The sequence below is a fragment of the Longimonas sp. genome, from assembly GCF_046498435.1.
GTDB lineage: Bacteria > Bacteroidota > Rhodothermia > Rhodothermales > Salinibacteraceae > Longimonas.
Genome location: NZ_JAWOAR010000029.1, coordinates 1 through 12379, shown reverse-complemented (window position 1 = coordinate 12379; position 12379 = coordinate 1). Strand labels below are relative to the sequence as shown.

Genomic DNA, 12379 nt, shown 5'->3' with positions numbered 1-12379 from the left:
CTCCAGCCCCCGTCGGCACCGCGTCCTCGCCGCGGCCGCGCGTGGCGCCATCAGGTGACGCTCGCGGGCGGCGCACGGCCGGCGAACCCGAGGGTCGGGCAAGCGTACCCGATGGGGAAGGGGCGTCCGCCGCCCGCGAGCGTCACCTGATGGCGCCACGCGCGGCCGCGGCGATGACGCGGTGCCGACGGGGGCTGGAGCGAGGAGGCGCTGTGCAGCACGGGGTCCTGATCTCGGGCGCGTCGACGGGGATCGGCAGGGCGTGCGCCCTCGAGCTCGCGGCTACGGGACTTGTGCCCCCAGAGGCCGATTGCACGCCCGAGCCGTTCAGCGTGGATGCGCGCCTTACAACCTACGGCGTGGGCACAGCGCTACGGCTGACCGCGCCCGGTGCTACGGTGCAGCCGAAACTCTATTTCCTGATCACCTCCCCATCGGTCGATGTGTCGATCAATGCTGAGAATAGCGACCGCACGCTCAATCCAATTGATCCGGGCAGTACGAATCTGGGCATTGCGCTGGGCGGCGAGGTGCACTACCCCATTACAGACATCATCGCCCTGTCGGCGCAGATCGGACTCCAGCGTCCCAAGTTTGGCACCTGTGCAGACGACGGGTTCGACCCGTTCTGCCAAACGCGCACGCTTGTGCAGGGCGCTTTGGGCATGCAGTTTCGGATTCCGGGATCGATACCGGAATGAAAAACAACTGCTACCGTCCGTAGTGAAACTGCATACCAGATGCGCAGATACCACCTGCTTGTAGCAACAAGTATGCATTCATGACATCATGTTCTATTAAACTACCTGTATGCCGTCCCGCAAAAAACGACAAGCCCACTGGAACGCCACGTACAAGGACACGCCCACCAATCAGCTTGGATGGTACGAAGAGGCTCCTGGACCGTCGCTTGATCTCATTACCGAATGCGATCTTCCTACCTCCGCCCGCATCCTGGATGCAGGCTCGGGAGCAACCACGCTCATTGACGCGCTGATCGACCGCGGATACGCCGATCTCGTAGCGGTTGACATTAGCGAGGTCGCGCTTCAGCGGCTGCAAGCACGTCTCGCTCCGGAAGAGGATGCGCCCGTGCAGTGGATCGTAGGCGACCTGACGGATCCCGACACGCTTGCGTCGGTCGATCCGGTCGATGTGTGGCACGACCGGGCCGTGCTCCACTTCTTGACGGATGCGGCGGACCGGGCCGCGTACGTGCAGTCCCTCCGGTCGGTGGTAAAGCCGGGTGGATACGTGATCATTGCAGCCTTTGCGCTCGACGGGGCCACCCGGTGCAGTGGGCTCGATGTGCGCAACTACGATGCGAGCATGATCAGCAATCTGCTTGGCCCTGATTTTGAGATGGAGCAAAGCCTTAACCACACGTACCACCAACCCAGCGGAGCGCCGCGCCCGTATGTCTATACGCGGTTTCGTCGTGTAAACGCCGCCGCCGATCCTGCGTGAAGCAACATGCAGCGGGGAAACGCGGAACCGTGAAAAACACGCTGAAACCTTCCGGGCGGCTCGACAGCGTGGCCGTGGCATGTGTATGATATATGCCCTGATTATGTCGCCGCTTTTCACGATGTGCTTCCTATGCTTGCTATGACCCTTCGCGCACCTGCTCCGCTTCTTGGCTTTCTGGCGCTCATGCTTCTTGTTACCGGATGTCGCACCTACGGGGGCTACGACTCGGAGGCGCGCACCCATGCCCAGATGAAGCAGGCCAACGACCGCTTTGCTGACGACCTAACACGCGCCGAGGGCGAGTTGGAGGCGCTGCAAGAAGCCGTTGCCAACAATGAGGCGCTGGAGCCTCTGGCCGAGCGCTACGCCAATCTGATCGATAGGCATCGCGAAACCCTCGAAACCCACGAAGGCATCGTCGAAGCGCTGAACGCGGATACCGACTATCGTACGCTCCACCGGAACTACGGCACCCTCATTACGGAGCAGCGCGTGATGACCAATCACTATCGTATGGTGACCGAGCGCGTGTACGCAACCGTAACCGATGGCGATGTGCCTACCCGTGTGGTGCCTGAAGCCGCCTCGTATACCGAGCCGTACGAATATCGTCAGATGAAAAACGCGTCGCGCCCCTCAATGAGTGCCGCGCTGGACGGCTCCCTGTAGCGGGCTGTCTTATGCCGACGACTGGGCGGCTGCAATAGCAGATGCGGGATGCGCTACGGTGGCGCTAAAGGCTTCGGGGCGCGCGGCAAATAGCGGCTTTACGGCGCTCCAAGCTGTCCGAAACACCTCGCTATGCCGATACGCCTGCAACGCGTCGTCATTGGTCCAGTGGCTGTGTGTAATCACCACGTTCGGATACGTCGCATCCGTCCATAGCTCCAGGTGCCTGCATCCCTCAACCTGGCGAATACGTGGCGCCACCTCTTGAAAGTGGGCATGAAACTCGGCAACGCGGCTGGGGGCCAGCGTCAGACGTACAATGCGGATTAGCATAATCGAAACAAGGTGTTAAGAAAAAACCGAGTGGATGCGTGGGCCAGAGGACTGACGATCGCTTTTGCTCCAATAGCTACAGCCTCCCGTTGCATAAACTCAGAGCCATGACCGTCGACCTCCCTTTCCTAATCGCTTATCGCCGCTACGAGTTGCCTGTGAGAAGGGCTTGCCCGATGGCACACTGCATGCAGCGGCCCGCGGTGCAGAACGAGCGATAGAGCCGGTGCGCCCCCTGAGCCTCCAGCGCATCGGAGGGCGTCGTACCCAGATCCCGAAATATTCGTGTGACGCGGTCGGATGAGGCTGGCAGATCGCGTAGCAAGGCGTGTACTGACTCCTGAAGGGCTGCATCGTCCTCTGCAAGACGCAGAAGCACAGGCACAAGTGCATTCAAGATCAACGTATCGCGGCGGCTGGTGCCGAGCGTTGGGTCATAGGACTTCGAGGTGCGATCGAGGCGTCGATGTGTAGTCCAAAACGAGCCCGGCGTGCTGGCCAGCAGGTCTTGCAAGGCGGCATGCGGATTGGCAGAGCGAACAGCGGTGCGCAGAGCAGCCAGCGGATCATCGCGCAGCCAGCCGCCAGGAGCAATCCATTGGGCGATCTGAGCCAGCCGCAGCGGAGGGAAATTGTTTGGGCGGAGGCGAAAGAACGTCCATCGTTCACGGGGCAGTGGGGCGGATGAATGATGGTATTGCACCCGCCGAAAGCGGTCGCGCAGGCGCATGGCATAGTCGGCAGTAGCGCGGTCGGTCTCGACAAGCGTGGCAGGTTCAGGCAGCAGCCCGGCCCAGCCCAGGAGCACAGCCTCAATAGCTGCAGCATCGGGCAAGGAGCGCAGCAGCGAGAGCGGACACCGGGCCGCCAGGTCGCTCATGGGCTCGTCGTTCTTGGCGTAGCCCATTCCGGCGCAAAGCCGCTCAAACAGGGCCTCGTCCCACGGAGACGTTAGCGCCTCGGCTTTGCGACACAAGCGCGCATGCCCCAGTTCACGCATCCAAGACGTGCGCAGCGACGCCTCCACCTGATCCCACTGCGATGCACACAAGATGGGTGTGTCGGCACGCGTAAGAAAGCGATGCAGCGCCGTACGGATGGGCTTGTTCAGCGCCCGCGTGAGCACCAGTTCGGGCAGGGGCGAGCCGTCGGCCCGCTTCAAGCGCCCCGTCCACATATCCGAAGCCAGGGTTACGTGTAGCACCACGCTATTGTAGCGGGCATCCTGGTGATGCTTGTGTGCACGCCAGCCGTGCGATTGGTTATGCACCTCGACATCGCCATGCCAGGTCACATCGCCAATGCGTAGGTGCGCATCCCGAAAGTCCGGACCCGCATCGGTGTTTAGCGTGCCAGGATCAAGAACCTGCACCGGCGTTCCGGTTGCCGTGCAGCAGCGGTCGGGGTCAAGATACTGCTGGGCCCAGAGGTCTTGCACAAATGCTTCAGGGACACGCTCGGCCAGTGCATCGTCCGGTTCGTGCAGGGTAACGGCGACGCGCGTTCCTTGCACGGTGTAGAGAAAGGCCTGCGGGGCGGAGGCACGGGGTCGATTCATCGCACAGATTGAGACAGCCAGTCAGGGATACGCGGGCCATATACAGACCCGACGATCTCGCCAGCGTAACGTGGCCCGATGCAAATCTGCGTTCTGATGCCAGTACTCTAAGAACGCGTTGTGCCATGGGTCCAGGAGGCGTACAGCTCCCCATGGCCCTGTCATCCCGGACAATCCCGACAGCCGTCGGAGCTGATCTGGAGCCGAGCGAAGCGGCGCACGAAGTAATCCATTCGCCGTTTGAGGATCGCATTCACGTCCCGTAAGCATCTTGGTTCAACCTACAGAATGGCCATTGACAGAGCACTACTGCTGTGTCAACCCTCATTTTGATGGTTGTCCTGCAATCAGCCCCCACGAAGCCTGTCATGGTGAGCGCAGTCGAACCATCTCCTTGGTGTTTAGCAGGAACTTTTCCGGACGGCACAGCACGCGTATCCATCTTGGTTTAACCCACAGAATGACGTATGACACAGCACTACTGCTTTGTCACAGGTCAATCTTTGGGTTGTAAGGTCCCCGTTCGCATGCTGTCATCTTGAGCGGAGCGAAGCGGAGTCCTGACACGAGCGAAGCGACTGATGAACGCAGTGAATAAAGATCTCCCACACGCCTGGCACAACCTCTCACCCGCCAGGCACCCGCCAACCGAGCGGGAGATGGTTCGACTGCGCTCACCATGACAGGCTTCGTTGGGGGATGATGCCAGGGCAACCATCAAAATGAGGGTTGACAGAGCACTACGCCTCCCGCAGAAACGCGATGGCTGCCTCGCGCTCGCTGATGGGGAAGCACTTCATATCGATAGTCCTAAACACCTTGTCTTCGAGGGCCACCACCTTGGTAACCCACTTCTTGTCGGTCAGGACTGCGGCTTTCCGGATGTTGGAAATGCCGATCTCGAACAGGTACTTGAACTCCTCCACGAGCGCGCCCATCTCTATGCTTCCAAACGAGTCGATCTGCTCAAAGAGCACGATGGTGCCGTGCGCCTCCACTTTTTCGCGGGCATGGGTGAGCACCGTCGTCATCTCGTCTTTCGTAATCGAACCGTCCACGCGAAATGCGAGCGCGTCGTCGATTCCAATGTCTACAAGGTCAATCATGGCACGTTGGGGGTTAGGGGGATGAGTAGGAAAATCAGCGGGCAGGCAATGCCCTCAAGGCACGCGACGTGCTACGGTGGTGCGCAGCAGCGTATGCAGAAGCACCAGAAGCAGCGCGGCTCCGGCAAACCCAGCGTAGCGTTCACTCACATCCGTGTAGGTGGTCGTCTCAATCTCGCCCTGCTCCATGGCGCTAATCTGGTCGTAGATGGTGCGGAGCGCGTCGGTATCCGACGCCCGAAAGTACTGCCCGCCGGTGCGTTCGGCCATCGCAGTTAGGGTGGATTCGTCGACTTCGTCGTCAGATTCGGCATCGGCGTCGGGCTCGAAGGGCGCGTCTTCGAAGGCCCCTACGCCAATCGTGTAAACGCGGATGCCGAGTGCGCGCGCAATCTCGGCAGCGGTTAGCGGGTCGATGGAGCCGCGGTTGTTCTGCCCATCGGTAAGCAAGACCACGACGCGGCTGGGCACCTCCGAATCGCGCAGCCGGTTGATCGACGTGGCCAGTGCCGCGCCGATGGCTGTGCCGCGCTCGAACTGCCCCAGCCGCAGCGCCTCAATGGCATCGGCCAGGAACGCACGGTCGGTGGTAAGCGGCGCTTGCGTAAAGGCGCGCCCGGCAAAAACCACCAGCCCCATGCGGTCGTTGGGCCGCCCCTCCACAAAGTCGATGGCCACGGAGCGGGCTGCCTCGAACCGGTTCGGCGGGAAGTCGGCGGTGCGCATTGAGGTGGAGGCATCCAGCGCAAGCACCAGGTCGATCCCTTCGGTGGTGTCGACCTGCACTACGTCGTGCTGCTGCGGACGCGCCAAGGCTACGATGATAAGCGCCAGGGCGGCGCCTCGCACCAGCGGCAGTGCCCGACGAATCCACACGCGCCACGATACGCGCACCGGCATGTCTGCCAGCGTGGGGACGCCCACCCCTGCATCGGTGGCCCCGTGCCACCAGCGCCACACCGCCCACAACGGCAGCGCCGCCAGTCCCCACAGCACCCATGGATACGCGAACGTCATGCCGCCTCGGGGTTGATGCGGGCGGCTACGGCCTCAACGAGCGCCGGGAGCGCCTCGCCTGCAGGCGCCTGCAGGTGCACCTGTGCCTTGCCCGAAACGGCACTCGTGTCGGGATTTACATCCGCCAGGTACGCGCCATGGTCGAGCGCCTCCAGCGGCAGGTCGGCAGCGGGAAAAACAACGGCGCTGGTACCCACGCACAGGAACACATCAGCATCGCGGGCCCAGGCATTGGCGGAAGCGATGGCGTCGGGCGGCAGCCGCTCGCCAAACCAGACCACATCGGGCCGGATGAGCCCGCCGCACTCGTCGCAGCGCACTGGCTCGGGGTCGTCGTCCGCAGCGACCGACGCGTCCAGCGTATGCGGTTCGCCACAGTCGATGCAGTAGCTGCGAATGATGTTGCCATGCAGTTCAATCACACGTTCGGTGCCTGCCTCCTGATGCAGGTTGTCTACGTTCTGCGTGATGCATGCAAACCGGGGCACAAGCTGCTCCAGCCGCGTTAGGGCGCGGTGCCCCGCGTTCGGGGCCGCCTCTTCGATCGCCACCTGCCGGTAGCGATACCAGCCCTGCACAAGCGTCGGGTTGTCGAGGAACGCCTCCACGTTGGCGAGCTCTTCCGGACTAAACTGCTCCCACAGCCCATCCGGATCGCGGAAGGTGGCGATGCCGCTTTCGGCACTGGCCCCCGCGCCGGTAAGCACCACAACCGTTTCGGCAGCGGCCAGCGCATCGACCAGTTTCGCAGACACAGATGTCATAAATGCATCGGGTTCAGTTTAGGGGGATGCGAAGCGCAGCGAGGACCCGCCTATTCAGATGCAGCATCAGGGGCCGCGCGGTCGGCATGGGACGGTGTCGATGCGCGGGGCGGGGCGTCGACAGATGATGCAGCCGGGGGGCGCAGGGCATGTTCTATCGCATCAACCGCCTGTTTCGTTTCCTGAAGCGCGGTGCGATTGGCGGTGGCATCGGGATAGGTGTCGGCAAACTTGGCAAGATCGGCCAACTCCAGCACCGCCTGAATGCGCCCGGCTGCTTTTTTGGGCACCTGCGGATGCTCCTGCAACGCACGTACGACCTCTGCCGAGGTGCGCTCATGCGCCGGAATGCGCAGCCGCTCGGCCAGGTACGTCCGCAGTGCCTGCGTGAGCGTGGTGTAGAATGCTTTGGCCTGGGCATTGGCTTCGGGCGGTGCAAGCGAGCCGAGTGTAGTGCAGGTAGCTTCATAGATGGTGGCGGCCTCGTTGTGCGCAGCCGTATCCTCCGCCTCCCCCCGACGCCGGTACCGCCAATAGCCCCACAGCCCAAGCGCCAGCAGCGCCAGCGCGAGTCCCGATAGCGCAACCCAGCGGTGCCACGTGTACGGAAACGGCACAGGCGGCATCAGCGGCTGCATGGCGGTGGTGGTGTCGGACGGTAGCACGCTGGGCACCGGCACTGTGAAGGCATCAGACCCGGCGATCGTCGTGTCCTCGCCCGTCACGACCCAGGCGGGCAGCGCAGGCACTTCGGCCTCGTCGAGGGCAAACGTAGTTACGGTGTAGCCCACACTGTCGATGCGTCCACCTGAACGGGCAGCCCCCATATACTGATACGCGGGCGTGCCGCGCTCCAGCACCTCCAGGTCGCCAAAGAGCGTGGGTCCGGTATCCGCCTCGGGAAACGACACCTCCGACTGAAACGAGTGCTCCACAACCATCCAGAGCGTGGTTTGCTCGCCGATACGCAGGCTGTCGGCCTCCACATACGCCTCCACCTGAACCCGCTGGGCCTGGCTTACAGGCGGCAGCAGGGCCAGCAGTCCAATCAGCACCAAAAGCCAACAGCGCGTGCGAGTCATGCAGGGGGAGGCGAAGGCAAACGGTTACGAGCGGGCATGGATGCGGCGCTGAAAGAAGCGGATGAGCGCTTCGGCGGTATCGCCCGTGGTGGGGAGCGGCAGGTAGCCCGCCTGGGCCTGGCGGAGCGTGGAGGCTGTGCGCGCCTGACGCTCCTGGGCGGCCTGCGCTATGGCACGACGCATGGCCGGATCGCGCGCATCGACCAGGCGGGTGGTGCCCGTTTCGGCATCGGTGAGCGGGAGGAGTCCGCCAGCAGGCAGCGTTGCTTCGTCCGGATCGTGCACGTGCACACCGATCAGGTCATGCCGGCGGGCGGCGCCGCGAAGCAGAGGCGCGTAGCCATCGTCCATGAAATCGCTAATCAGCAGCACCGTGGCCGGGTGCGAAAGGCTATGCAGCAGGTAGCGCAGCGGTACGCGCAGGTCGGTTTGGCGCGAGGCGGGCGTGTGGCTAAGCAGGGTGCGCAGGCTGTGCAGCACGTGGCGCCGTGTGTTGCGTGGGGGGCGCTGCACCTCGATCTGATCGGTGAACAGCAGCAGGCCCACAGCATCCTGGTGGTGCAGCGCGCTAAACGCCACCAGGGCGGCGGCCTCGGTGGCTACCGTGCGCTTGGGGGCCGGGCCTGTGCCAAACGCCTGCGAGGCCGACACATCGACTGCGACGATGACCGTCTGCTCCCGCTCCTCCTCGAACACCTTCACATACGTGTCGTCCATACGCGCCGACACGTTCCAGTCGATAGCACGCACGTCATCGCCCCGCTGGTACGGACGCACCTCGGCAAACTCCAGGCCGCGCCCCTTGAAGGCCGAGCGGTAGGCCCCACCAAACAGCGCTTCGACACGGTGGCGCGCCCGAATCTCCAGACGCCGGACCGCCCCCTGCACTGTCTCATCGATATTTTTCATGATAGTGTTTTCATGATAGCGCCCATGCCCCGCACAGGCCGATAGCTTCTATTTATTCCATTGAATCCCGCGCCGCAGATAGGGTTCAGTCCAGAAAGGGCCTCAATGCGTCACAGATTCGTGCAACATGCGAGCGGCGTACCTTTACTATGCAGATCCGAAGGTGACACGCAGCCTGCGGTCTGCATGCGGTACATCCCAGAAGTTACAAGTGTGATCTCCGATATGCTTGAATCTGTTGATGTCGCCTCGTACATAGTATAGTCCTTCTGATGCAGTGCGGTGCATATTCAGCACCGCAGTTTCGTGCCAACCGACTGCTTGCACCAGCGCACGAAACCCGATGGGGGAAGCCCGGCGGAAATCCGGCGCTGGCGCGCAGCGGTAAGAGTCCGAATGCCCTCCTGCATCCTTCGATCGGATACTGTGCTCATTGATACAGCCTCTTCACGCGTCCTGAAGAGTGGTCGTACCTCCTGTTGTTTTTCGTGCCTGCCTGCCTACGCCGAACGGCTCCTCCACGGCATGCTAAACTGTGTTTGCCGCGGGCGCATAGGTATGCTGTACGAACGAGAGACTACGCGTGCGGAGTGGCACGCTTCTACGACACGTAGCCGCTTCGCACTTGTCGTGGTCTCTCCTTAATATTCTTGCTGGGAGGTACTCTGCCACCTCTGAACGGCGCGTGTGCCTTGCCGTCCCCGAAGCCTCTGCTCACTTTTCGCTTGCCCCTGTCTGTATGCCCTTGTTCGAAAAGCGCGTCAACCTGAAGCCCTACCAGTATCCGCACCTGCTCAAGTTCAAGACTGCGATCCGCCAGTCGTACTGGGTGCACGATGAGTTTAACTTTGAGGGCGATATCCAGGACTTCCACGTCAACTGTACCGATGCCGAGCGCAGTGTTATTACCCGTACCATGCTCGCCATTGCGCAGATCGAGGTATCGGTCAAGACGTTCTGGGCCGACATCTACAAGCGCCTGCCCGTCCCCGAGGTGGGCGCGGTGGGTATGACGTTTGCCGAGTCGGAGGTCCGCCATCTCGATGCTTATTCGCACCTGCTGGAACTGCTCGGGCTCAACGACGCCTTTGAACAGGTCGAAGAGATTCCGGCGTTGCGTGATCGCATTGCGTATCTCGAAGACACCTTGCAGGCCGCCGACAGCGCTGACAAGCGCGACTTTGCGCTCTCCATCTTGCTCTTCAGTATCTTTATTGAGCATGTGAGCCTGTTCAGCCAGTTCCTCATCATGCTCTCGTTCGACAAGTACGAGAAGCGCTTTAAGGGCGTGGCCAACGCGGTTGAGGCCACCTCGAAAGAGGAGCAGATCCACGGCCTTTTTGGGGTAGAGCTCATCGGCGTGATGCGCGAGGAGTACCCCGAGTGGTTCGGCACCAAGTTCGAAGCCCGCGTGGTGGAGGCCTGCCAAAAGGCCTACGACGCCGAACAGAAGGTGCTCGACTGGATCTTCGAAGAAGGCGAGCTCGACTTCCTGCCGCGTCCGGTCATAGATGCGTTCTTGCGTGACAAGTTCAACGCCTCACTCGATTACGTAGATGTAGCCCCCATCTTCGATGTGGACGACGATCGGCTCGCCGAAACACGCTGGTTTTACGAAGAGATCTTGCTCACCAAAGGCAACGACTTCTTCTCGAAGCGCGGCACCAGCTACTCCAAAATGACTCAGAGCGTCAGCGGAGACGATCTCTTTTAGCGCCTGGCTCCGTCTCCGCCCACACGCGTCCTTTTTCGCATCCCTCAACGTCTCATTCAGGGGGATGCGCAGGTATGATGCCTTCCCGGCTGCATCGTACCATCCTCGTATGCCTCTATCGTTTTACCCTACTCTGTGCTTATGCCAACAACCAAAGTTCGCCCGAAACGCGCGCCCTTCGACTGGCTCAACGACGAAGCGCGCACCTTCTTGCGCCGTGGCTACCTGCTCGATGATACCGGCCCAGAGGAGCGCGTGCGCGCCATCGCCAACCGCGCCGAGGAACTGCTCGGCATGCCCGGATTCGGTGACCGTTTCTTCGACTACATGAGCCGCGGCTACTACTCGCTCGCCTCGCCCGTGTGGGCCAACTTCGGACTCGACCGCGGCCTGCCCATTAGCTGCTTCGGCTCCTACATTGGGGACTCGATGGAGGCCATCCTCGATACGCATGCCGAGGTCGGCATGATGACGAAAGTCGGCGGCGGCACCAGCGGCTACTTCGGCGACATTCGTCCGCGCGGCTCCGAGATCACCAACAACGGCACGTCGAACGGCACCTACCCGTTTGCACAGCTCTTCGACAAAATCATCAACGTGGTCAGTCAGGGCGAAACGCGCCGCGGCCACTTTGCAGGCTACATCGACATCGAACATCCCGATGTGGAAGAGTGGCTGCAGATTCAGACCGAAGGCGACACCATCCAGACCATGTACTACGGCGTAGTCGTGGGCGACGACTGGATGCAGCAGATGATCGATGGCGATGCTGAAAAGCGCGCGCTCTGGGCCAAGGTCATCGAGGCCCGCATGAACCTGGGCATCCCGTACATCTTGTTTCGGGGCAACGTCAACAACAACAAGCCGCAGGTCTATAAAGACAAGGGCTACGAGATAAAGGCGAGTAACCTTTGCAGTGAGATAGCACTTCCCTCCAACGCCAAGGAGAGCTTCGTCTGCTGCCTGTCCTCGATGAATGTGCTGCACTACGACGAGTGGAAGGAGACCGATGCGGTGGAGACGCTCACCTTCTTCCTGGATGCAGTGATGCAGGAGTTCATCGACCGCGCGTCCGGCATTAAGCACATGGAGCGCGCTGTGCGGTTTGCCAAGCGTCACCGGGCTGTTGGCATCGGCATGCTGGGCTGGCACTCGTACCTGCAAGACAACATGATTCCCTTCGAATCTACCGAGGCCAACATGACCGGGGCCGAGGTGGCCAAGACCATCAAGGAGCGCTCGTATGCAGCATCGCGTGAACTGGCCGATCGCTTTGGGGAGCCGGAGGTGCTCGAAGGCTACGGACGTCGCAATACCACAACCATGGCGGTGGCGCCCACGAAATCGAGCAGCTTCATTCTGGGGCAGGTCAGCCCCTCGATTGAGCCGATCAAGAGCAATTACTTTGTGCAAGATCGGGCCAAGATGAAGGTGACGTACAAAAACCCGTACCTGAAGGAGTTGCTGGCCGAGAAGGGCGCTGATACTGACGATATGTGGGAGAAGATTGCCCTGCGCGATGGATCGGTGCAGCACCTCGACATCCTGTCGGAGCACGAGAAAGACGTGTTCAAGACGTTCAGCGAGATCGGGCAGATGACGATCATCAACCAGGCGGCCAGTCGGCAGCAGCACATCCACCAGTCGCAGTCGCTGAACCTGGCGATTGACCCCGGGTCGGTGCCGGTGAAGGACATTAACGCGCTGTATATTGAGGCGTGGCGCAAGGGCGTCAAGTCGCTCTACTATCAGAACGG

General features: G+C 61.6%; 11 protein-coding genes, 1 pseudogene and 1 riboswitch. Of the genes and pseudogenes, 5 read left to right on the top strand and 7 right to left on the bottom strand.

Going from position 1 to position 12379, the window contains the following annotated elements; genetic code table 11:
* The 3 genes and pseudogenes from R6U20_RS01270 to R6U20_RS01260 form a co-directional block, all read left to right on the top strand.
* A pseudogene (locus R6U20_RS01270) lies at positions 1-701 on the top strand (hypothetical protein); the annotation flags it as partial.
* A gap of 109 nt (positions 702-810) precedes the next feature.
* On the top strand, positions 811-1467 hold the full coding sequence (locus R6U20_RS01265; RefSeq protein WP_410336058.1) for a class I SAM-dependent methyltransferase: 657 nt from the start codon (positions 811-813) through the stop codon (positions 1465-1467).
* Between the two features lie 141 nt (positions 1468-1608).
* On the top strand, positions 1609-2139 hold the full coding sequence (locus tag R6U20_RS01260) for a hypothetical protein (RefSeq protein ID WP_410336057.1): 531 nt from the start codon (positions 1609-1611) through the stop codon (positions 2137-2139).
* Between the two features lie 9 nt (positions 2140-2148).
* Here the strand turns inward: R6U20_RS01260 and R6U20_RS01255 are convergent, their stop codons facing one another.
* From R6U20_RS01255 to R6U20_RS01225, 7 genes are all read right to left on the bottom strand, one after another.
* Positions 2149-2472: a putative quinol monooxygenase gene (locus tag R6U20_RS01255; protein ID WP_410336056.1), complete on the bottom strand. Its 324-nt coding sequence runs from the start codon at positions 2470-2472 to the stop codon at positions 2149-2151.
* Between the two features lie 145 nt (positions 2473-2617).
* The gene (locus R6U20_RS01250) at positions 2618-4030 is read right to left on the bottom strand and encodes a DUF2851 family protein (RefSeq protein ID WP_410336055.1); all 1413 of its coding nucleotides are present in this window, start codon (positions 4028-4030) and stop codon (positions 2618-2620) included.
* A gap of 740 nt (positions 4031-4770) precedes the next feature.
* Positions 4771-5136, bottom strand: coding sequence for an STAS/SEC14 domain-containing protein (locus R6U20_RS01245; RefSeq protein ID WP_410336054.1), 366 nt, complete (start codon positions 5134-5136; stop codon positions 4771-4773).
* A gap of 54 nt (positions 5137-5190) precedes the next feature.
* Positions 5191-6153: a vWA domain-containing protein gene (locus R6U20_RS01240; protein WP_410336053.1), complete on the bottom strand. Its 963-nt coding sequence runs from the start codon at positions 6151-6153 to the stop codon at positions 5191-5193.
* Positions 6150-6917: an SIR2 family NAD-dependent protein deacylase gene (locus R6U20_RS01235; RefSeq protein ID WP_410336052.1), complete on the bottom strand. Its 768-nt coding sequence runs from the start codon at positions 6915-6917 to the stop codon at positions 6150-6152. The genes R6U20_RS01240 and R6U20_RS01235 overlap by 4 nt, the downstream gene beginning before the upstream one ends.
* A gap of 50 nt (positions 6918-6967) precedes the next feature.
* Positions 6968-7999 carry a hypothetical protein gene (locus R6U20_RS01230; RefSeq protein WP_410336051.1) on the bottom strand — a complete coding sequence of 344 codons (1032 nt, stop codon included), beginning with the start codon at positions 7997-7999 and terminating at the stop codon, positions 6968-6970.
* A 24-nt stretch (positions 8000-8023) separates the two neighbouring features.
* Complete coding sequence (locus R6U20_RS01225) at positions 8024-8908, bottom strand: DUF58 domain-containing protein (protein WP_410336050.1); 885 nt, start codon at positions 8906-8908, stop codon at positions 8024-8026.
* A gap of 316 nt (positions 8909-9224) precedes the next feature.
* Positions 9225-9331, top strand: a riboswitch (cobalamin riboswitch).
* Positions 9332-9647: 316 nt separating this feature from the next.
* On the opposite strand from R6U20_RS01225, the gene R6U20_RS01220 reads away from it, so the two are divergent.
* Both R6U20_RS01220 and R6U20_RS01215 read left to right on the top strand, forming a co-directional pair.
* Complete coding sequence (locus R6U20_RS01220; RefSeq protein ID WP_410336049.1) at positions 9648-10622, top strand: ribonucleotide-diphosphate reductase subunit beta; 975 nt, start codon at positions 9648-9650, stop codon at positions 10620-10622.
* A 141-nt stretch (positions 10623-10763) separates the two neighbouring features.
* A partial coding sequence (locus tag R6U20_RS01215) for a ribonucleoside-diphosphate reductase subunit alpha (RefSeq protein ID WP_410336048.1) occupies positions 10764-12379 on the top strand: 1616 nt, incomplete at its 3' end.

Bases quoted from the DNA above. Each gene is read 5' to 3' on its own strand.
- R6U20_RS01265 (WP_410336058.1), top strand. From the start codon at position 811: ATGCCGTCCCGCAAAAAACGACAAGCCCACTGGAACGCCACGTACAAG.
- R6U20_RS01260 (WP_410336057.1), top strand. From the start codon at position 1,609: ATGACCCTTCGCGCACCTGCTCCGCTTCTTGGCTTTCTGGCGCTCATG.
- R6U20_RS01255 (WP_410336056.1), bottom strand. From the start codon at position 2,472: ATGCTAATCCGCATTGTACGTCTGACGCTGGCCCCCAGCCGCGTTGCC.
- R6U20_RS01250 (WP_410336055.1), bottom strand. From the start codon at position 4,030: ATGAATCGACCCCGTGCCTCCGCCCCGCAGGCCTTTCTCTACACCGTG.
- R6U20_RS01245 (WP_410336054.1), bottom strand. From the start codon at position 5,136: ATGATTGACCTTGTAGACATTGGAATCGACGACGCGCTCGCATTTCGC.
- R6U20_RS01240 (WP_410336053.1), bottom strand. From the start codon at position 6,153: ATGACGTTCGCGTATCCATGGGTGCTGTGGGGACTGGCGGCGCTGCCG.
- R6U20_RS01235 (WP_410336052.1), bottom strand. From the start codon at position 6,917: ATGACATCTGTGTCTGCGAAACTGGTCGATGCGCTGGCCGCTGCCGAA.
- R6U20_RS01230 (WP_410336051.1), bottom strand. From the start codon at position 7,999: ATGACTCGCACGCGCTGTTGGCTTTTGGTGCTGATTGGACTGCTGGCC.
- R6U20_RS01225 (WP_410336050.1), bottom strand. From the start codon at position 8,908: ATGAAAAATATCGATGAGACAGTGCAGGGGGCGGTCCGGCGTCTGGAG.
- R6U20_RS01220 (WP_410336049.1), top strand. From the start codon at position 9,648: ATGCCCTTGTTCGAAAAGCGCGTCAACCTGAAGCCCTACCAGTATCCG.